Origin of the sequence: Microbacterium sp. zg.Y1084 (assembly GCF_024623595.1) — a bacterium.
Classification (GTDB): Bacteria; Actinomycetota; Actinomycetes; order Actinomycetales; family Microbacteriaceae; genus Microbacterium; species Microbacterium wangruii.
The window spans coordinates 39,653-60,035 of record NZ_JANJGV010000010.1 but is presented as its reverse complement, the minus strand read 5'-3'; the positions used below and the strand labels follow the sequence as shown (position 1 = coordinate 60,035).

General features: G+C 70.6%; 14 protein-coding genes. 9 read left to right on the top strand and 5 right to left on the bottom strand.

From position 1 onward, the window contains the following. A complete protein-coding gene (locus NQ165_RS12105) occupies nt 1-639 on the top strand; it encodes a 2-phosphosulfolactate phosphatase (protein ID WP_257533616.1) in 639 nt (212 codons plus the stop codon). An 82-nt stretch (nt 640-721) separates the two neighbouring features. Here the strand turns inward: NQ165_RS12105 and NQ165_RS12100 are convergent, their stop codons facing one another. The 3 genes from NQ165_RS12100 to NQ165_RS12090 all read right to left on the bottom strand — a co-directional run bounded on the left by NQ165_RS12100 (nt 722) and on the right by NQ165_RS12090 (nt 2,754). Further along, a complete protein-coding gene (locus NQ165_RS12100) occupies nt 722-1,210 on the bottom strand; it encodes a SprT-like domain-containing protein (RefSeq protein WP_257533615.1) in 489 nt (162 codons plus the stop codon). Nucleotides 1,211-1,239: 29 nt separating this feature from the next. Continuing rightward, the gene (locus NQ165_RS12095; RefSeq protein ID WP_257533614.1) at nt 1,240-1,764 is read right to left on the bottom strand and encodes a hypothetical protein; all 525 of its coding nucleotides are present in this window, start codon (nt 1,762-1,764) and stop codon (nt 1,240-1,242) included. Nucleotides 1,765-1,890: 126 nt separating this feature from the next. Continuing rightward, nucleotides 1,891-2,754 carry a spermidine synthase gene (locus tag NQ165_RS12090; RefSeq protein ID WP_257533613.1) on the bottom strand — a complete coding sequence of 288 codons (864 nt, stop codon included), beginning with the start codon at nt 2,752-2,754 and terminating at the stop codon, nt 1,891-1,893. 177 nt (nt 2,755-2,931) lie between these two features. On the opposite strand from NQ165_RS12090, the gene NQ165_RS12085 reads away from it, so the two are divergent. The 3 genes from NQ165_RS12085 (at nt 2,932) to NQ165_RS12075 (ending at nt 6,673) form a co-directional block, all read left to right on the top strand. Beyond that, nucleotides 2,932-4,608 (top strand): ABC transporter substrate-binding protein, encoded by a 1,677-nt coding sequence (locus tag NQ165_RS12085; RefSeq protein WP_257533612.1) that lies wholly within the window; start codon nt 2,932-2,934, stop codon nt 4,606-4,608. 104 nt (nt 4,609-4,712) lie between these two features. After that, nucleotides 4,713-5,717: an ABC transporter permease gene (locus NQ165_RS12080; protein WP_257533773.1), complete on the top strand. Its 1,005-nt coding sequence runs from the start codon at nt 4,713-4,715 to the stop codon at nt 5,715-5,717. After that, complete coding sequence (locus tag NQ165_RS12075; RefSeq protein ID WP_374679395.1) at nt 5,714-6,673, top strand: ABC transporter permease; 960 nt, start codon at nt 5,714-5,716, stop codon at nt 6,671-6,673. Before NQ165_RS12080 ends, NQ165_RS12075 begins: the two co-directional genes overlap by 4 nt. Before the next feature lie 198 nt (nt 6,674-6,871). Here the strand turns inward: NQ165_RS12075 and NQ165_RS12070 are convergent, their stop codons facing one another. After that, a complete protein-coding gene (locus NQ165_RS12070; protein ID WP_257533611.1) occupies nt 6,872-8,638 on the bottom strand; it encodes an ABC transporter ATP-binding protein in 1,767 nt (588 codons plus the stop codon). Nucleotides 8,639-8,815: 177 nt separating this feature from the next. Between NQ165_RS12070 and NQ165_RS12065 the strand changes: the two genes are divergently transcribed. The 5 genes from NQ165_RS12065 (at nt 8,816) to NQ165_RS12045 (ending at nt 19,697) form a co-directional block, all read left to right on the top strand. Then, nucleotides 8,816-9,571 carry a LamB/YcsF family protein gene (locus NQ165_RS12065; RefSeq protein WP_257533610.1) on the top strand — a complete coding sequence of 252 codons (756 nt, stop codon included), beginning with the start codon at nt 8,816-8,818 and terminating at the stop codon, nt 9,569-9,571. Further along, nucleotides 9,568-11,172 carry a 5-oxoprolinase/urea amidolyase family protein gene (locus NQ165_RS12060; RefSeq protein WP_257533609.1) on the top strand — a complete coding sequence of 535 codons (1,605 nt, stop codon included), beginning with the start codon at nt 9,568-9,570 and terminating at the stop codon, nt 11,170-11,172. The genes NQ165_RS12065 and NQ165_RS12060 overlap by 4 nt, the downstream gene beginning before the upstream one ends. A 335-nt stretch (nt 11,173-11,507) precedes the next feature. After that, a complete protein-coding gene (gene rpoB, locus NQ165_RS12055; protein ID WP_257533608.1) occupies nt 11,508-15,008 on the top strand; it encodes a DNA-directed RNA polymerase subunit beta in 3,501 nt (1,166 codons plus the stop codon). 71 nt (nt 15,009-15,079) lie between these two features. After that, entirely contained in the window at nt 15,080-18,955 is a 3,876-nt protein-coding gene (locus NQ165_RS12050; protein ID WP_257533607.1) for a DNA-directed RNA polymerase subunit beta', read from the top strand. Nucleotides 18,956-19,091: 136 nt separating this feature from the next. Continuing rightward, entirely contained in the window at nt 19,092-19,697 is a 606-nt protein-coding gene (locus NQ165_RS12045; RefSeq protein WP_257533606.1) for a hypothetical protein, read from the top strand. Here NQ165_RS12045 and NQ165_RS12040 read toward each other — a convergent pair whose 3' ends face one another. Further along, nucleotides 19,698-20,294, bottom strand: a complete 597-nt coding sequence (locus NQ165_RS12040; RefSeq protein WP_257533605.1) for a DUF3558 domain-containing protein — start codon at nt 20,292-20,294, stop codon at nt 19,698-19,700. Nucleotides 20,295-20,383: the final 89 nt, after the last annotated feature.

The window sequence follows — 20,383 nt, the reverse complement described above, 5'->3', positions numbered from 1 at the left end:
ATGCCCTCGCCGTTCGACCAGTCCCGCTACCAGGTGCGCTTCGAGTGGGGGGAGGCGGGGAGCGCGCGCCTGGCCCCCGCCGACGTCACCGTGGTGGTCGACGTGCTGCGTTTCTCGACCGCCGTGGCCGACCGGGTCGCGGCGGGTGAGCAGGTGACGGCGGATGACGCTGCCGCCACCGGATCGCGCAACGGCGCTCCGCTGGCGGCATCCCTCGCCGGCACCGGCACCACGGTGCTGCTGGGGAGTTTGCGCAACGCCTCCGCCGTGGCCGACGCCGTGTTGGCGGAGCAGGTGCGGCGGGGCACCCGCACGAGCGTCGTGGTGCTCGCGGCCGGCGAGCGCGAGTCGGCGGATGCCGGAGCGCCGGTGCGCTTCGCCGTCGAGGATCAGCTCGGCGCCGGCGCGGTGATCGACGCCCTCGCCCAGCGGGGGCTCGACCACTCCTCGCCCGAGGCCGCGGCGGCCTGTGAGGCCTTCCGCGGCCTGCGCGCCGCCGCGCGCCACCTGCTCAGCGCGAGTGGATCGGGCCAGGAGCTGGGGGAGCACGGCCGGGGCGACGAGGTGCGGGCCGCGGCCGAGATCGACGCCGTCGATGCGGTGCCCGTGCTGCGCCAGGGGGTCTTCGAGCGGTTCTGATCCGGGCGGTGCCCCGGTGCCCCGGTGCCCGGGTGCTTCCGGTCCGCGTGGTGGGCGCCCGGCCGCGCGGGGACGGACGCCGTCAGCGCGGGGTGAGCGCGGCGAGCCGGGTGGCGGTCGTGATCTCGCGCCGGTGCCAGCGGAACAGGTGCCGCTCGTCGAAGGTCGGGGCGCACTTCGCACACGAGGTGGCGCGGCTGACGCGCCGGTGCCGGTAGGCCACGTGCCCGGCGGGGCACTCGCCCACCCAGGGCGCGAGGTCGTTGGCCGGCTCGCCGTGGTGGGTCGTTCCCCCGGTGTAGCCCAGGCTGCGTGCGGTGCGCCGCCAGGCGGCGCCGTGCCCGGCCGGGGCGCCCGCCAGTGCGTGGGCGACCTCGTGCAGCAGCGTCTGCCGGTTGGTTTCGTCGTCGTAGCGGGCCGCGAGGTAGCGCGAGACGCTGATGCGGCGGTCGCGGTAGTTGCACAGTCCCGCGCGACGCTTGGCGTTGTCGAACCCGAAAGACCACGACTCTTCGAGGTGGGCGGCGATGAGCTGCTGCGCCATGCGCCGCACGTCCTGCAGATCTGACATGACGAAAGGGTAGAACGTACCTACGACACTCAGCCGGCGAGTGCGCGGCCGCGCCGACGCTCGGCGGCGTCGATGGCCAGCAGCGTCGACTCGAGCTCGTCCTCTGGAGCGCCCGCCTCCTGTCGCAGGAACAGCGCCCTCTTGAAGTCGACACGGGCGGCGGCGAAATCGCCGGCGTCGAAGTGCACCTTGCCGCGGTGCTGGTAGGCGAAGGCCCCGAGGGCGGCCCAGCCCTGCCCGTCGGCCTCTTCGGCGCAGGTGGTGAGCTCCTGCTCGGCTGCGGCGAAGGCGCCACGGAACTGCATCACGGTGGCGTGCAGCACGCGCGCCCGCAGCAGGTCCTTGCGGGTGCCGGCCATGCGGGCCAGGCGCACCGACTGCTCCGACACGGCCAGGGCGTCATCGAGCCGGTCGAGCACCTTCAGCAGCCACACGCGCTCGAGCAGCGCCGCCAGGCTGCGCTGCTCGCCGATCTCGTCGAGGCGCGCCTGACACGCTTCCGGATCCACCTGCTCGCGCAGGGTGTCCGGGTCGTACCCGAGGATGTAGCTCACGATCGACTCCTTCCGTGCTCGCTCGCCCTACAGTCTCACCCGGCTCACGGCGACCGGCCCGAGGGCACGCCGACGCCCCGGCATCCGCGCCGGGCGACCGTCGACCCCGGCCGTCCCCGCCGCGCGTCAGCGGGCGAAGACGGATGCCGACGGCTTGGGAGACGGCGTCGCATCGGCGTCGGTGGCCACCTTCGCCCCGCGCACGAACTCGTCCAGCTCCGCGCCCTGGGCCACCTTCGCCGGGTGGGGGCCGGCGGCCATCAGCCGCGGCAGCCACTCGGTGGGAAGGGGTGCCGCCGAAGCGGCGATGACGAGGTTGCCGAACCGGCGTCCCTTGAACAGCTGCACCTCGGCGAGCACGATGACGTGCGCGAAGACCTCCCGCACCGTGGCCACCTGGCGGCGCGCGAACGCCAGCCCCTGACCATCGGCGACGTTGACCAGCAGCACGCCGTCGGGGGAGAGGACGCGGGCGGCGGCACGGTAGAACTCCACCGTCGTCAGGTGCGCCGGGGTCTGCGCGCCGGCGAAGACGTCGGACACCAGCAGGTCGGCGTTGCCCACCAGCGCCGGCGGCAGGCGGTCCAGCCCCGCGCGGGCGTCACCGATGCGCATGCGCACCTGCGCGCCGCGCGGCAGCGGCAGTTCGGTGCGCACGAGGTCGGCGAGTGCTTGTTCCAATTCGATGACCTGCTGGCGCGAGCCGGGCCGCGTCGCCTCGATGTACCGGGGGAGCGTCAGCGCGCCCGCCCCCAGATGCACCGCCGAGAGCGGCTGTCCCGGCATCCGCAGCCGGTCGATCACCGCGCCCATGCGGGCGATGTACTCGAAGTGCAGATGGGTGGGGTCATCGAGGTCGACGTGGGACTGCGGCGTGCCGTCGACGTCGAGCTCGTACCCCGAGACGTAGCGCGACGGCACGATCCGCGCGAGCGTGCCGTCCGACAGTCGCGCCTGCGGCGGGGGTTCCTCGATGCTCGCTCGGGCCATTCCTCCACGCTACCCGCGGGCGTGCGGCATCCGCCTCGCCGCAGACGAAACAGGATCGAGACAAAGGTGTAATCAACCCGACCGTGCCGCAGCGGTAGCGTCGGAGATCATCTCACGTGCCGTCGCGTTGCTCCCGAGCGGCTCTGCGGCTTCGCTCTCAGGGAAGGTTCACGACCCATGATCCACTCACGTAACCGACGCGGGGCCATGATGGCCGCCGCGGGTGTGGCCTTGGCCGCGCTCGTGCTGTCGGGCTGCTCGAGCCAGCGGGACACCGGCACCGACGACGCGACCACCGACGCTGAGGTCGACGGCACGTTCGTCTTCGGTGCGTCCGCGGACCCGGCCAGCCTCGACCCCGCCTTCGCCCAGGACGGCGAGACGTTCCGCGTCGCCCGCCAGATCTTCGAGGGCCTCGTCGGCACCGAGCCCGGCACGGCCGACCCCGCGCCGCTGCTGGCCGAGTCGTGGGAGTCGTCGGAGGACGGACTCACCCACACCTTCTCGCTCAAGGAGGGCGTGACCTTCCACGACGGCACCGACTTCAACGCCGAGGCCGTCTGCGCCAACTTCGACCGCTGGTACAACTGGGAGGGCCTGGCCGCCAGCGAGGCGCTCGGCTACTACTACAACAAGCTGTTCCGCGGCTACGCCTCCGACCCGGAGTCCGCGGTCTACGCGTCCTGCACCGCCGATGACGAGACGACGGCGACCGTCACGCTGAACCAGCCCTTCGCCGGGTTCATCCCCGCATTGTCGCTGCCGGCGTTCTCGATGCAGAGCCCCGCCGCGATGGAGGAGTTCGCCGCCGACGAGGTGGGCGGCACCGCCGAGGCCCCCACGCTGTCGGAGTACGCGATGGGCCACCCGTCGGGCACGGGACCCTACGTCTTCTCGGAGTGGGCACCGGGCGAGCAGCTCACGCTCGTGGCCAACGAGGACTACTGGGGCGACACCGGCCAGATCGACGAGATCATCTTCCGCGTGATCGACGACCCGACCGCACGACGTCAGGCTCTCGAGGCCGGCTCCATCGACGGCTACGACCTCGTCGGCCCCGCCGACACCGCCGCCCTCGAGGACAAGGGCTTCACGATGGTCTCGCGCCCGCCGTTCACGATCCTCTACCTCGCGTTCAACCAGGCCGTGCCCGAGCTGCAGGACCCGCTCGTGCGTGAGGCGCTGTCGTACGCGATCGACAAGGACGCGCTCATCTCGCAGGTGCTCCCCGAGGGCACCGAGAAGGCGACGCAGTTCATGCCCGACACGGTCAACGGCTACAACGACGACGTCACCACCTATGAGTACGACCCGGCCAAGGCCCAGGAGCTGCTCGCCGAGGCGGGATACGACGAGGCGAACCCGCTGACGCTGACGTTCAACTACCCCGTCAACGTGTCGCGGCCGTACATGCCGGACCCGGAGCAGATCTTCACCGTGCTCTCCGCCCAGCTGGGCGAGGCCGGCGTCGTGACCAACCCGGTCTCGAACGAGTGGGGCGACTACCTCGACCTCATCACCGGCGGCACCGATCACGGCATCCACCTGCTGGGCTGGACCGGCGACTACAACGACACCGACAACTTCGTGGGTGTGTTCTTCGGCGGCAAGTCGGCCGAGTGGGGCTTCGACAACCCCGCGCTGTTCCAGGCGCTGCAGGAGGCCCGCGGCATCCCGAACCTCCAGGAGCAGTCGGCGCTGTACGAGGACATCAACGAGATGGTCGCGAGCTTCATCCCGGGCGTGCCGCTGGCCCACCCGGCGCCGACCCTGGCGTTCGACCCGCGCGTGGAGAGCTACCCCGCCAGCCCGGTCAACGACGAGGTCTTCAGCGAGATCGTCCTGACCGAGTAAGCGCGGCCGTGCCGTAAGGTGCGGTGGGGGGGGGGGGGCCCCCCCCCCCCCCCCCCCCCCCCCCCCCCCCACGCCCGATGACGACGACGACGAGAGATCACGCATTGCTGCGCACCATCGGCAAGAGGCTGCTGCTTCTGATCCCCACCCTGTTCGGCTTGAGCCTGCTGCTGTTCTTCTGGGTCCGGGCGCTGCCCGGCGGCCCCGCGGTGGCCCTGCTCGGTGAGAAGGCCACTCCCGAGGCGGTGGAGCGCATCAACGAGCTCTACGGCTTCAACCGGCCCATCATCGAGCAGTACCTCGTGTGGATGGGCAGGCTCCTCTCCGGAGACTTCGGCACGTCGCTGCAGACCGGCCGCCCGGTCACGGAGGAGTTCTTCCGCCGCTTCCCCGCCACCATCGAGCTGTCGCTGCTCGCGCTGATCATCGCGGTGGGCATCGGCATCCCGCTCGGCTACTGGGCGGCCCGTCGCCACGGCCGCTTCACCGACCACGCCGCGGTCGTGTTCAGCCTCGTCGGCATCACCATCCCGGTGTTCTTCCTGGCCTTCATCCTCAAGTACATCTTCGCCGTGCAGCTGGGCTGGCTCCCCAGCGACGGCCGGCAGAACCCGCGCATCGACGCGACGCACTACACCGGGTTCTATGTGCTCGACGGGCTGCTGACCGGCGAGTGGGATGCCGCTGGCGACGCTCTCCTGCACCTGCTGCTGCCGGCGCTCGCGCTCGGCACCATCCCGCTCGCGATCATCGTGCGCATCACCCGGGCCTCCGTGCTCGAAGTGCAGAACGCCGACTACGTGCGCACCGGCAAGGCCAAGGGGGTGGCGCAGAGGACGCTGCGCGAGCGCTTCATCCTGCGCAACGCCATGCTGCCGGTCATCACCACGGTGGGTCTGCAGGCGGGCCTGCTGCTGTCGGGGGCGATCCTCACCGAGACGGTGTTCGCCTTCCCCGGCATCGGGTCGTTCCTCGCCCGCGCCATCTTCACACGCGACTTCCCGGTGCTGCAGGGCTTCATCATCTTCATCGCCATCGCCTATGCGCTCATCAACCTGCTGGTCGACGTGTCGTACAGCGTGATCGACCCGAGAGTGAGGGTCTCGTGAGCTCCAGCATCCTTCCCCCCGCCCCGAGCGGCGGACCCGTCGACGACACCGCCGTCGTCGATGGGCAGCTGCTCGCCGCCACGACGCAGGGCGGCTTCTGGCGCGACGTCTTCCGCCGCCTGCGGCGCAACCCGACGGCCTGGATCGGCGCGGTCATCGTGTTCCTCTTCGTGGCGGTCTCGGTTCTCGCGCCGTTGTTGGCGCCGTACCCGCAGCTGGCGCTGCCGGGCGCACGCTTCATCACGCCGACGTCGATCCCCGGGCCGGGGGAGCTGGCCGAGTTCCCGCTGGGGCTGGACCGCTTCGGAGGCGATGTGCTGTCCAAGCTGATCTGGGGTGCGCAGGCGTCGCTGCTCATCGGCGTCATCTCCACCGCGTTCGGGCTGGCCGGCGGCGCGCTGCTCGGACTCGTCGCCGGCACATTCGGCGGCTGGGTCGACAACGTCGTGATGCGCTTCGTCGACATCCTGCTGTCGGTGCCGAACCTGCTGCTGGCGGTGTCGATCGCCGCGGTGCTCGGCCAGTCGCAGCTGGCGGTGATGATCGCCATCGGTGCATCGCAGGTGCCGATCTTCGCACGGCTGCTGCGGGCGTCGATGCTGCAGCAGCGCTCGAGCGACTACGTCCTGTCGGCGCAGACGCTGGGGCTCGGCCGCGGCCGCATCACGATGACCCACGTGCTGCCCAACAGCCTCGGACCGGTCATCGTGCAGGGCACGCTCACCCTCGCCACCGCCGTGATCGACGCCGCGGCGCTGTCGTTCCTCGGCCTCGGCGGCGGACGCCCGGAGACGGCGGAGTGGGGCCGCATGCTCACCTACGCGCAGGCGGAGCTGGCCATCGCGCCGTGGCTGGCCTTCCTCCCCGGCATCTGCATCGCCATCACGGCGCTCGGCTTCACGCTGCTGGGCGAGTCGTTGCGCGAGGCGATGGACCCCCGCACCCGCGCCCGCTGACCCCCGGTCGTTGAGCGAGCGCAGCCCCCGGTCGTTGAGCGCGCGCAGCCCCCGGTCGTTGAGCGAGCGCAGCGAGACGAAACGCCCGCCCCCGCTGCCCCCCCGGTCGTTGAGCGAGCGCAGCAAGACGAAACGCCCGCCCCCGCTGCCCCCCGGTCGTTGAGCGCGCGCAGCGAGACGAAACGCCCGCCCGGCGGGTCAGACCGCGATGTCGAGCTCGTTGCCGGGGATGGATGCCAGCAGCTTGCGGGTGTACGGGTCACGGGCGTTGGTGAAGATCTCCTCGGAGGTGGCAGCCTCGACCAGCACACCGTCCTTCATGACGCAGACGTAGTCGCTGATGAGGCGCACCACGGCCAGGTCGTGGGAGATGAACAGGTAGCTCTGCCCGTACTCGCGCTGCAGGTCGCCCAGCAGCGTCAGGATCTGCGCCTGCACGAGCACGTCCAGTGCGGAGACCGGCTCGTCGCACACGATGAGGTCGGGGGAGAGGGCCAGCGCCCGCGCGATCGCGACGCGCTGCCGCTGGCCGCCCGACAGCTCCGCCGGGTAGCGGCGCAGCATCGACTGCGGCAGGGCCACGTCGTCCATGAGCTTGCGCACGCGCGCGCTGCGCTGCTTCGCCGAGCCGCGCTTGTAGAACGACAGCGGCTCCTCGATGATCCGCTCGATCGTGAACATCGGGTTCAGCGACGAGTAGGGGTCCTGGAAGATCGGCTGCACCCGCTGGCGGAAGGTGCGCAGCTCGCGCCCCTTCAGCGACGCGACGTCCTGGCCGTCGAACCGGATCGACCCCGAGGTCGCCTCGACGACCTTCAGCACCATGCGCGCCGTCGTGGTCTTCCCCGAGCCCGACTCGCCGACCACCGCCACCGTCTCCCCCCGGGGGATCGCGAAGGAGACGTCCTTCACCGCGGTGAAGTCCTCCTTGCTGCCGCGCACCGGGAACACCTTGGTGAGGCCCTCGACCTCGAGGATGTTGTCGACGGCGGATGCCGCACCGGCGTCGGCCGCCCCGGCGGCGCCGGTGCGCGGGGTCGTCGTCGCCGCCCTCGCGGTGGGGATCGGCGCCGGTCCGGTGCCCGTGCCCGCGGCATCGGAGCCCGCGGCGGGCTGCGCACCCGTGGCATCCGGTCGGCGGAACACCTGCGGGCGCAGACGAACGGCGGCCACCGAGGGCGCTGCGGCGACGAGCGCCTTGGTGTACTCCGCCTGCGGGTCCTCGAGGATCTGACGCGCGGGACCCTGCTCGACGATGCGGCCGCGGTGCATGACGATCACCCGGGAGGCGCGCTCGGCGGCGAGTCCCAGATCGTGGGTGATGAGCATGAGGGCGGTGCCGAGGTCGGCGGTCATGCGCCCGAGCTGATCGAGGATCGTCTTCTGCACGGTGACGTCCAGGGCGCTGGTGGGCTCGTCGGCGATGAGCAGTCGCGGGTTGCAGGCCAGTCCGATGGCGATGAGCGCGCGCTGGCGCATGCCGCCGGAGAACTCGTGCGGGTACTGCTTCGCGCGCTTCTCGGCGTCGGGCAGGCCCGCGGCGGCGAGGGTCTCCACCACTTTCTGCGCGACGTTGGCGCGGGTGGCCATGCCGTGGGCGAGGAGGGTCTCGGCGATCTGCGTGCCGATCTTCGACACCGGATTGAGGTTGGACATCGGGTCCTGCGGCACGAGGCCGATCGTCTTGCCCCTGATCCCGCGCATCACGGACTCCGAAGCGCCGACCAGCTGGCGTCCGTCCAGCAGGATGCTGCCCTCCGCGACGCGGCCGTTGCCGGCGAGCAGCCCGATCACGGCCATCGCGGTGGTGGACTTACCCGATCCCGACTCTCCGACGATCGCGAGGGTCTCCCCGGCGGCGAGGTCGAACTCGACGTGCTCGATCGCACGCACCGAGCCGTCCATGGTGCGGAAATCGACGGCGAGATCTCGAACCTGCAGCAGCGGTGCGGCGTCCTGGGGCATGCGCTCCATCCTGCCGTGCCGCCGCCCCCGCCGCACCGGTCGGTGGGAAGCCTTTACGGGTTCGTAACGCGCGCCGTGTCGCGCGCCGGCGGGGGAGGGCCACGCCGCTGCGGTGGGTGCGCGCTCCGCGGGGACGACGGAACGGATCGCTGCCGCCGTGCGGGCTACCGTGGGGGCATGCGCGCGATCGACCTCAACGCCGACCTGGGTGAGACGGTCGACGGTGTGCCCACCGCCGACGACGCCGCGATGTTCGCCGTCGTCTCCAGCGCCAGCATCGCGTGCGGCGGCCATGCCGGGGATGCCGCGTCGATGCGGGCGGCGGTGGCCGCGGCCGCCGCGAGGACCGTGGCGGTGGGCGCCCACCCGTCGTTTCCCGACCGGGCCAACTTCGGGCGCGTGCACATGGCCACCGATCCCTCGGCGCTGCGGGCGGAGGTGACGGGTCAGCTCGCCGCGCTCGCCGCTGCCGGCGCCGACATCCGCTACGTGAAGCCGCACGGAGCGCTGTACCACGCCGTCTCCGCCGACTCCCGTGCGGCGGCGGCCGTTGCGGCATCCGTCGCGGAGCTGTCCGACCGCCTCGGCCGCGCGGTGCCCGTCCTCGGGCTCGGCGGCGCGATCGCCGCGGCCGCCGCCGGGGCGGGGCTGGAGTTCGTGCGGGAGGCGTTCCTCGACCGCGGCTACCGCCCCGACGGCACCCTCGTGCCGCGCGGCGAGCCGGGGGCGCTGCTGCACGAGGCCGACGCAGTGGCGGAACGGGCCGTGCGCCTGGCGGTGGAGGGCGTTGTCACCACCGTCGACGGGTCGACGGTGGTGACGGATGCCGCCTCGCTCTGCGTGCACGGCGATTCGCCCGGTGCAGTGGGCATGGCCCGCGCGGTGCGGGCGGCGCTGGCGGCGGCGGGCATCGTCGTGCGGGCGCCGTGGTGAGCGGCGCCGCGCCGGCCGCGCGGCTGCTGCCGATGGGGCGCGACGGCGTGCTGGCCGAGGTGGACGGCACCTCCGAGGCGGTCGCGCTGTTCTCTCGGTTGCAGGCGTCGCGACCCGCGGGGGTGGTCGACCTCGTGCCGGCGGCCTGCACCGTGCTGGTGCGGGTGGATCCGGTGGTGCTGTCCGTCGCGGCGGCGCGCACCTGGATCGCCTCCGCGCCGCCGGTGCCGCCGGAGCGCACCCGGGGGGAGACGGTCACGCTGGAGGTCGTGTACGACGGCCCCGACCTCGCCGCGGCGGCCGATCTGCTGGGGATGAGCGTCGAGCAGCTGGTGCGTCGGCATCGGGAAGCGCGCTGGTCCGTCGCGTTCACAGGCTTCGCGCCGGGGTTCGGCTACCTCGTCAGCGAGGACTGGTCCTTCGACGTGCCGCGGCTGTCGACGCCGCGCACCCGGGTGCCCGCCGGCAGCGTCGGGCTCGCCGGCGCGTTCACCGGCGCCTACCCCCGCGCCACCCCGGGTGGATGGCGGCTCATCGGGCGCACCGACGCAACGCTGTTCGACCCCGCCGCGGCATCCCCGGCCCTGCTCGCCCCGGGCGGCCGCGTGCGCTTCGCCGCCGTCGCGGCATCCGTCGACGCCGCCCCCGCCGCTTCGCTGAGACCGCATCTGGCGGCCGAGACCGTGGGAAACTCCCCACGTCTCGCGCGCCAGATGCAGTCTCACGGGGAGGAGGCGGTCGAGGTTGTCGCGCCGGGTCCGCTCGCGACCGTGCAGGACCTCGGCCGCCCGGGGCGCGCCGCCGAGGGCATCGCCCGCTCCGGCGCCGCCGACCGCGGGGCACTGCGCACGGCCAACCGCCTGCTCGGCAACGCCGAGAACGCCGCGGCGATCGAGGTGACGATGGGCGGATGCCGCCTGCGGGCCGGCCGCGACCTCGTCGCCGTCGTCACCGGCGCCTGGGGCCCGCTCGTCGTGGCGGGGCGGACGGTCGACCCGTACGTGCCGTTCCCGTGGCCCGCCGGCGCCGAGCTGCGCCTCGACCGGTTCACCGCCGGTGCCCGGGCCTACCTGGCGGTGCGCGGCGGGTTCGACGCGCCCCGCGCGGCCGGCTCCCGGGCCACCGACGTGCTCGCCGGTCTCGGGCCCGCACCGCTCGCCGCGGGCGACATCCTGTCGCTCGCGGGAGACGTCGCCGGCGGCATCCCCGCGCTGGACGTGCATCCCTGGGGGCCCCCGCCGCACGCGCTGGTCGAACTCGAGCTGGCTCCCGGGCCGCGTGCCGGGTGGTTCGCCCCGTCGGCCCTGGAGACCCTTTATGCGGCCACCTGGACGGTCACCGCCGAGGCCGACCGCGTCGGCATCCGCCTGGACGGCCCGGCCCTCGCCCGTACCCGCGCCGGCGAGCTTCCCAGCGAGGCGATGGTGCCGGGCGCCCTCCAGGTGCCGCCCGGCGGCCGTCCGACGGTCCTCGGCGTCGACGGCCCCGTCACGGGCGGCTACCCCGTGATCGCCGTCGCGACCGACGGCGCCCTCGATGCCCTCGCCCAGCTGCTCCCCGGGCGGAAGGTGCGGTTCCGCCATGCCCGTCCCGCACCGTGACCCCTGCGGGCCGCCCGCGAAAGTCGCGTGGTTCGGCCCCCGGCACGGCGCGGAACCGCACAGCCGAACGTCAGGTCGGGGCGCGAGAATGAGGACGCCGCGCGGTTATACCTCAGCATCCAGACCTCGTCAAGAATTCGGCTGGACATGGCGCGTCGCGCGGCATATAGTTGTTCTTTGCGCTCCCTCCCCTTGCCCTCATATGGTGGTCGGCTGTGCCTGCGTTCCCCCGCTTCATCGCGGCGTGCGGTCGTCAGGCTTCGGGATCTACAGGGAGCACTCCACCTGACGACAAGGAAAACGAGCCCTCGCCCGGGCCCACGGAGGTAATCCCCTTGGCTGCTGCGCGCAACGCATCCACCCCCACCACCAACCTCAAGAACGGACGCGGAGCTTCGCGGCTCTCGTTCGCGAAGATCTCCGACACGCTGGAGGTCCCCGACCTCCTGGCGCTGCAGACGGAGTCCTTCGACTGGCTCGTCGGCAACGACGCCTGGAAGGCCCGCGTCGCTCAGGCGCAGGCCGAGGGCCGCACCGATGTCCCCGAGATCAGCGGTCTGGAGGAGATCTTCGAGGAGATCTCCCCGATCGAGGACCTCGGCGAGACGATGCAGCTGTCGTTCACGAACCCGTACCTCGAGCCGGAGAAGTACTCGATCGAGGAGTGCAAGGAGCGCGGCAAGACGTATGCCGCCCCGCTGTACGTCGAGGCCGAGTTCATGAACCACCTCACCGGTGAGATCAAGACCCAGACCGTCTTCATGGGGGACTTCCCGCTGCAGACCGGCAAGGGCACCTTCATCATCAACGGCACCGAGCGCGTCGTCGTCTCGCAGCTCGTGCGCTCTCCCGGCGTCTACTTCGACAAGACGCCCGACAAGACCTCCGACAAGGACATCGTCTCGGCGCGCGTCATCCCCAGCCGCGGTGCCTGGCTCGAGTTCGAGATCGACAAGCGCGATCAGGTGGGCGTGCGCATCGATCGCAAGCGCAAGCAGTCCGTCACGGTGTTCCTGAAGGCCCTGGGCCTGTCCAGCGAGGACATCATGGCGGAGTTCGCCGGCTTCGACTCCATCGAGGAGACGCTGTCCAAGGACACCATCCTCACGAAGGAAGACGCCCTCCGCGACATCTACCGCAAGCTGCGTCCGGGCGAGCAGGTCGCCGCCGAGGCCGCCCGCGCGCTGCTGGACAACTTCTACTTCAACTCCAAGCGCTACGACCTCGCGAAGGTCGGTCGCTACAAGATCAACCAGAAGCTCGGCCTCGACAGGCCGCTGAGCGACTCGGTGCTCACCGTCGACGACATCGTCGCGACGATCAAGTACCTGGTGCGCCTGCACCGCGGCGACGTCACGTTCGACGGCATCCGCAACGGCCAGCCCGCCGAGATCCGCCTGGACGTCGACGACATCGACAACTTCGGCAACCGTCGCATCCGCGCCGTCGGCGAGCTCATCCAGAATCAGGTGCGCACCGGACTGTCCCGCATGGAGCGCGTCGTCCGCGAGCGCATGACCACGCAGGACATCGAGGCGATCACGCCGCAGACCCTGATCAACGTGCGCCCCGTCGTCGCCGCGATCAAGGAGTTCTTCGGAACGTCGCAGCTGTCGCAGTTCATGGACCAGAACAACCCGCTCGCGGGTCTGACCCACAAGCGCCGCCTGTCGGCGCTGGGCCCCGGCGGCCTCTCCCGTGAGCGTGCCGGCGTCGAGGTCCGTGACGTCCACCCCTCGCACTACGGCCGCATGTGCCCGATCGAGACCCCGGAAGGCCCGAACATCGGCCTGATCGGCTCGCTCGCGTCCTTCGCGCGCATCAACGCGTTCGGCTTCATCGAGACCCCGTACCGCAAGGTCGTCGACGGTCGCGTGACCGACCAGATCGACTACCTCACCGCCAGCGAGGAGAGCGACTTCATCGTCGCCCAGGCCGGTGTGGAGCTCAAGGAAGACGGCGCCTTCGCCGACGAGCGCGTTCTCGCCCGTCGCGGCCAGGGCGGCGAGGTCGACCTGTTCCCCGCCGACGAGATCGGCTACATGGACGTCTCGCCGCGCCAGATGGTGTCGGTGGCGACCTCGCTCATCCCGTTCCTCGAGCACGACGACGCGAACCGCGCCCTGATGGGTGCGAACATGCAGCGTCAGGCCGTCCCGCTGCTGCGCAGCGAGTCGCCCGTGGTCGGCACCGGTATGGAGGGCTACGCCGCGATCGACGCCGGTGACGTCGTCACCGCCGAGAAGGCCGGTGTCGTGCTGGAGGTCTCGGCCGACGTCGTGACCGTGCAGCTCGACGAGGGCGGCACCCAGGACTACTTCCTGCGCAAGTTCGACCGCTCCAACCAGGGCACGAGCTACAACCAGCGCGTCATCGTCTCGGCGGGCGACCGCATCGAGGCCGGCGAGGTCATCGCCGACGGACCCGCGACGGAGAACGGCGAGCTCGCGCTCGGCAAGAACCTCCTCGTGGCGTTCATGACGTGGGAAGGCCACAACTTCGAGGACGCGATCATCCTCAGCCAGAACCTGGTGAAGGACGACACCCTCTCCTCGATCCACATCGAGGAGTACGAGGTCGACGCCCGTGACACCAAGCTCGGCAAGGAGGAGATCACCCGTGATCTGCCCAACGTCAGCCCCGAGCTGCTGAAGGACCTCGACGAGCGCGGCATCGTCCGCATCGGCGCCGAGGTCCGCCCCGGCGACATCCTCGTCGGCAAGGTCACGCCCAAGGGCGAGACCGAGCTGAGCGCCGAGGAGCGCCTGCTGCGCGCGATCTTCAACGAGAAGAGCCGCGAGGTGCGCGACACGTCGCTGAAGGTCCCCCACGGTGAGCAGGGCACGATCATCGCGGTCAAGGAGTTCAACGCCGAGGACGGCGACGACGAGCTCGGCTCGGGCGTCAACCGCCGCGTCGTGGTCTACATCGCCCAGAAGCGCAAGATCACCGAGGGCGACAAGCTCGCCGGCCGTCACGGCAACAAGGGCGTCATCGCCAAGATCCTCCCGATCGAGGACATGCCCTTCCTCGCCGACGGCACGCCGGTCGACGTCATCCTCAACCCGCTGGGCATCCCGGGCCGCATGAACTTCGGTCAGGTGCTCGAGCTCCACCTCGGGTGGATCGCGCAGCAGGGCTGGAAGGTCGAAGGCACCCCGGAGTGGGCGGCGAACCTCCCCGCTGAGGCGCTCGAGGCCGCTCCCGGCACGAAGGTCGCCACCCCGGTGTTCGACGGCGCGTTCGAGCAGGAGATCGCAGGTCTGCTGGACTCCACGCTGAAGAACCGCGACGGTGAGCGCCTGATCGACTCCACCGGAAAGACGCTGCTGTTCGACGGCCGCTCCGGCGAGCCGTTCCCGGCGCCGATCTCGGTGGGCTACATGTACATCCTGAAGCTGCACCACCTCGTGGACGACAAGATCCACGCGCGCTCCACCGGTCCGTACTCGATGATCACGCAGCAGCCGCTGGGTGGTAAGGCGCAGTTCGGCGGTCAGCGCTTCGGTGAGATGGAGGTGTGGGCCCTCGAGGCCTACGGCGCCGCATACGCGCTGCAGGAGCTCCTGACGATCAAGTCCGACGACATCGTGGGCCGCGTGAAGGTCTACGAGGCCATCGTCAAGGGCGAGAACATCCAGGAGCCCGGCATCCCCGAGTCCTTCAAGGTGCTGATGAAGGAGATGCAGTCGCTCTGCCTGAACGTGGAGGTGCTCTCGGCAGACGGCACCGCGGTCAACCTCCGCGACGGCGAGGACGAGGCGTTCCGCGCCGCGGAGGAGTTGGGCATCAACATCTCCACCCGCTTCGAGTCGACCTCGATCGACGAGATCTGATCCGGCCGATCACGCAGGGCCGCCCGCGGGCGGCCCGATCACCGAAAACTTTTTGAGACACAGGAGAACTAGTGCTCGACGCAACATCTTTCGATGAGCTTCGCATCGGTCTGGCCACCGCCGACGACATCCGTCGTTGGTCCTTCGGCGAGGTCAAGAAGCCCGAGACCATCAACTACCGCACGCTCAAGCCCGAGAAGGACGGCCTCTTCGGCGAGCAGATCTTCGGGCCCTCCCGCGACTGGGAGTGCGCCTGCGGAAAGTACAAGCGCGTCCGCTTCAAGGGCATCGTCTGCGAGCGCTGCGGCGTGGAGGTCACCAAGAGCTCCGTCCGCCGCGAGCGCATGGGCCACATCGAGCTCGCCGCGCCCGTCACCCACATCTGGTACTTCAAGGGCGTCCCGTCGCGCCTGGGCTACCTGCTGGACATGGCGCCGAAGGACCTCGAGAAGGTCATCTACTTCGCCGCCTACATGGTGATCTCGGTCGACGAGGATGCTCGTCACCGTGACATGCCCACGCACGAGGCCAACCTCCGCCTGGAGATGAAGAACCTCGGCGACCGCCGCGACGCCCGCGTCGCCGCCCGCCTGGCGAAGCTGGAAGAAGAGCTCGCCGCGCTGGAGGAGGAAGGCGCGAAGGCCGACCAGAAGAAGAAGGTCAAGGATGCCGCCGAGAAGGAGATGGCATCCATCCGCAAGAACTTCGACGAGCAGATCTCGAAGCTCGAGCGGGTCTGGGAGGAGTTCCGCACCCTCGAGGTGGGCAACCTGAAGCAGGAGGACGACGTCTTCCACGAGCTCCAGGACCGCTTCGGCCAGTACTTCGAGGCCTACATGGGCGCCGAGTCCATCAAGCGCCGCCTCGAGGCGTTCGACCTGGCCGCGGAGGCCGAGAACCTGCACCTGCAGATCTCCGAGGGCAAGGGTCAGCGCAAGATCCGCGCGATCAAGCGCCTGAAGGTCGTCAACTCGTTCCTGTCGACGGGCATGAGCCCGGCCGCCATGGTGCTGGACGTCGTCCCGGTGATCCCGCCGGAGCTGCGCCCGATGGTGCAGCTCGACGGTGGCCGCTTCGCCACCAGCGACCTGAACGACCTGTACCGCCGCGTGATCAACCGCAACAACCGTCTGCGTCGTCTGATCGACCTCGGGGCCCCTGAGATCATCGTCAACAACGAGAAGCGGATGCTGCAGGAGGCCGTCGACGCGCTGTTCGACAACGGCCGTCGCGGTCGTCCCGTCACCGGCACGGGCAACCGTGCGCTGAAGTCGCTGTCCGACATGCTCAAGGGCAAGCAGGGCCGGTTCCGTCAGAACCTGCTCGGCAAGCGCGTGGACTACTCGGGCCGTTCGGTGATCATCGTCGGACCCCAGCTGAAGCTGCACCAGTGCGGTCTGCCCAAGCAGATGGCGCTGGAGCTGTTCAAGCCGTTCGTCATCAAGCGCCTGATCGACCTGGGTCACTCCCAGAACATCAAGGCCGCCAAGCGCGCCGTCGAGCGCACCCGTCCCGAGGTCTGGGACGTGCTCGAGGAGATCATCCGCGAGCGCCCCGTGCTGCTGAACCGTGCGCCCACGCTGCACCGCCTCGGCATCCAGGCGTTCGAGCCGCAGCTCGTCGAGGGCAAGGCCATCCAGCTCCACCCGCTGGTGTGCGCCGCGTTCAACGCCGACTTCGACGGTGACCAGATGGCCGTGCACCTGCCGCTGTCGGTCGAGGCCCAGGCCGAGGCCCGCATCCTGATGCTGGCGTCGAACAACATCCTGAAGCCGTCGGACGGCCGCCCGGTGACCCTGCCTTCGCAGGACATGATCATCGGTCTGCACCACCTGACCACGGTCAAGGAAGGCGCCACCGGCGAGGGTCGCGTGTTCGGCTCGGTCGGCGAGGCCATCCTGGCCAAGGACGAGGGCACCCTCGACCTGCAGGCCAAGGTGCGCATCCGCATCCCCGGCCTGTCGTTCCTCGAGGGCGAAGCGCCCGAGGGCTACGAGCGCCACGGTCTCGTGGACGCCTCGCTCGGCCAGGCGATCTTCAACGACACGCTCCCCAAGGGCTACCCGTTCGTGCGGGAGCAGGCCGACAAGGGCAAGCTGTCGCAGATCGTCAACAAGCTGGCCGAGGAGTACCCCAAGGTCGAGGTCGCCGCATCGCTGGACCGCATCAAGGACGCCGGCTTCTACTGGGCCACCCGTTCGGGTGTCACCGTCGCGCTCAGCGACGTGCTGACGCCGCCGAACAAGGCCGAGATCGTCGCCGGCTACGAGAAGCAGGCCGCCAAGGTGCAGGGACAGTTCGAGAAGGGCCTCACGACCGACGCCGAGCGTCGTCAGGAGCTCATCAAGATCTGGACCGAGGCCACCGACGAGGTGCAGAAGGCGATGCGGGACAACTTCCCGGCCGACAACACCATCAACCGCATGGTCAGCTCCGGCGCCCGTGGTAACTGGCTGCAGATCCGCAACATCGCGGGTATGCGAGGCCTGGTGAACAACCCCAAGGGTGAGATCATCCCCCGCCCGATCATCTCCTCGTACCGCGAGGGTCTGTCGGTGGCGGAGTACTTCATCGCCACCCACGGTGCCCGAAAGGGTCTGGCCGACACGGCTCTGCGTACCGCGGACTCGGGTTACCTGACCCGTCGTCTCGTGGACGTCTCGCAGGACGTCATCATCCGCGAAGAGGACTGCGGCACCGGCAAGGGCCTGGAGTTCACCATCGCCGCCCCCGGGGCGGACGGCACGCTGCGTCGCGACGACAACGTCGAGAACTCGGTGTTCGCCCGTACCCTCGCCGCCGACGTGGTCGACGCGCAGGGCACGGTCGTGGCCGCCGCGGGTGACGACGTGGGCGACGTGCTCATCGACAAGCTCGTCGAGGCCGGCATCGAGACCATCAAGGTCCGCTCGGTCCTGACCTGCGACTCGGCCGTCGGCGTCTGCGCGAAGTGCTACGGCCGCTCGCTGGCCACCGGCAAGATCGTCGACATCGGCGAGGCCGTCGGCATCATCGCGGCCCAGTCGATCGGTGAGCCCGGCACGCAGCTGACGATGCGTACGTTCCACACCGGTGGTTCGGCCTCGGCCGACGACATCACGCAGGGTCTGCCCCGCGTGCAGGAGCTCTTCGAGGCCCGTACCCCCAAGGGTGCGTCGCCGATCGCAGAGTCCGCCGGACGCATCACGATCGACGAGACGGACAAGGCCAAGAAGGTCATCCTGACGCCCGACAACGGCGACGAGCCGCACGTGTACCCCGTGCTCAAGCGCGCCACGCTGCTGGTCGAGGACGGCCAGCACGTCACGGTCGGCCAGCCCCTGCAGGTCGGCACGCTCGACCCCAAGGAGGTCATGCGCGTCATGGGCGCCCGCGAGGTGCAGAAGTACCTCGTGAACGGCGTGCAGGGCGTGTACCGGTCGCAGGGTGTGCCGATCCACGACAAGCACATCGAGGTCATCGTGCGCCAGATGCTGCGCAAGGTGACGGTCGTCGACCACGGCGAGACGAAGCTGCTTCCGGGTGAGCTGGTGGACTTCAAGCGCTACCAGAGCATGAACCGCGAGGCGGTCGCCGAGGGCAAGCGTCCCGCATCGGGCCGTCCCGAGCTGATGGGTATCACGAAGGCGTCGCTCGCGACGGAGTCGTGGCTGTCGGCGGCGTCGTTCCAGGAGACCACCCGCGTGCTCACGCAGGCGGCGATGGAGGGTCGCAGCGACCCGCTCGTCGGTCTCAAGGAGAACGTCATCATCGGAAAGCTCATCCCCGCCGGCACGGGACTTGCGAAGTACCGCAACGTCGCCGTGGAGGCGACGGAGGAGGCCAAGAGCGAGCGGTACCCCAACCGCATCTTCGCCTCGGACGGGACGTACAGCGACACCGACCTGAGCTACGTCGACTTCGACAGCTTCTCGACGGACGACTTCACGCCCGGCACGTACAACTGAGCGATCCGGGCGGGCGCGGCGGCGCCCGCCCGGAACCGCACGAAGGCCCCCGGCTCGCGCCGGGGGCCTTCGTCGTCCGCGTGCCTCCCCACCGCGACCCCGCGAGGTTCTAGCGTGGTCTGCGGAGAGGTGAGGCATGGCGAGGACCGGTGGACGCAGCACCTGGCTGGCGTGGACGGCGGGCGTGCTTTCCGCGGGGATCGTGGCGGCGCTGGTGTGGTTGGCGCTTCCCGGGCTGCCCGCGGTGGTGGGACTGACCGGCGACTCGCTGCGCGACGGTCAGCAGGTTCAGCAGGCCGAGGCGGCGGATGCCCCCGAAGCGGTCACCCCGGGGGAGTGCCGAAGGCTCTACTCCGACGCGCTGTGGGCCGGCCTGTCGTGGCAGCCGGGTTCGGAGCTGGATCAGGACCGCTCGGTGCCGAAGACGTCGGCCACCGTGCTCGTGGACTCGCTCGCCCCGGATGTGCGCTTCACCTGCACGTGGACGTCGGAGGCCGGGAGCATCTCGACCACCCTCGCCGCCGTGGGCTCCGACGCCGGCGCGATCGCGCAGGCGGCTCTCCCCGACCTCGGCTACGGGTGCGGTGTCGTCGCGGACGGGCGGGTGCGCTGCACGAAGGCGGCCGACGAGGTGTACGAGACGCTGGAGTTCGGCGAAGGGCTCTGGCTGTCGACGACCGAGACCGCCTGGCACCCGGAGCGCTACGCCTCGCGCGTGGCCGAAGCGGTGTGGCGCGGCTGATCAGCCGAACACGGCCTCGACGACGGCGTCGGTGAAGCCGGTGGGTGCCAGGTTGGAGTAGGTCGTGTCGATCAGCACGCCCTCGCGGTAGTACAGCGTGCGTCCGTCGGTCACCGGGTACCGCTCGTTCTGCCAGCTCTTCTCGCAGCGCACGCCCTCGTCGGGCTGGTAGCAGAGGTACTCATCCTCGGCGACGAGGCCGTTGAGGGCATCCATCGTCGGGTTGTGCTCGACGGCGGAGATGACGGTGCGGAGGTTCGTCGTCGCGGCGTCGGCAGCGCCCCAGACGCACACGAGGGTGCCGTCCGGCTGGGTGCCGGTGTCCGCGAACGCGGGGTCGTTCAGCGGGGTGTCGCCCAGTTGCGCCAGCACCGACCCCGACACGATCGCGCGGCAGTCGCGCGGCAGGTCGGCCGCCCCCGGCAGCGGCGTGGCCGACGGCGTGGGCGTGCTCGTCGCGGCAGGGGGAGTGGCGACGACGGTGGATGCCGGGGCGGGCTGCTCCGCCGCGCAGCCGCCCAGCGTCGCGGCGGCGAGGGCGAGGGCGGCGAGGGAGCAGGCGCGCGCGGCCCTCCGGGTGGGCGTCGGGTCAGCCATGCCGCAACTCTAGATCGGGCATCCGCTCGCATCGGAGTGCGACACACGGCGGCACGCCTGCGCGGGTGAGGGGTTCGCGCGCGTTAGCC

Excerpts from the sequence above, each read along its gene's own strand:
- NQ165_RS12065 (WP_257533610.1), top strand. The coding sequence starts at position 8,816 with ATGCGCGCGATCGACCTCAACGCCGACCTGGGTGAGACGGTCGACGGT.
- NQ165_RS12100 (WP_257533615.1), bottom strand. The coding sequence starts at position 1,210 with ATGTCAGATCTGCAGGACGTGCGGCGCATGGCGCAGCAGCTCATCGCC.
- NQ165_RS12090 (WP_257533613.1), bottom strand. The coding sequence starts at position 2,754 with ATGGCCCGAGCGAGCATCGAGGAACCCCCGCCGCAGGCGCGACTGTCG.
- NQ165_RS12105 (WP_257533616.1), top strand. The coding sequence starts at position 1 with ATGCCCTCGCCGTTCGACCAGTCCCGCTACCAGGTGCGCTTCGAGTGG.
- NQ165_RS12045 (WP_257533606.1), top strand. The coding sequence starts at position 19,092 with ATGGCGAGGACCGGTGGACGCAGCACCTGGCTGGCGTGGACGGCGGGC.
- NQ165_RS12070 (WP_257533611.1), bottom strand. The coding sequence starts at position 8,638 with ATGCCCCAGGACGCCGCACCGCTGCTGCAGGTTCGAGATCTCGCCGTC.
- NQ165_RS12085 (WP_257533612.1), top strand. The coding sequence starts at position 2,932 with ATGATCCACTCACGTAACCGACGCGGGGCCATGATGGCCGCCGCGGGT.
- NQ165_RS12040 (WP_257533605.1), bottom strand. The coding sequence starts at position 20,294 with ATGGCTGACCCGACGCCCACCCGGAGGGCCGCGCGCGCCTGCTCCCTC.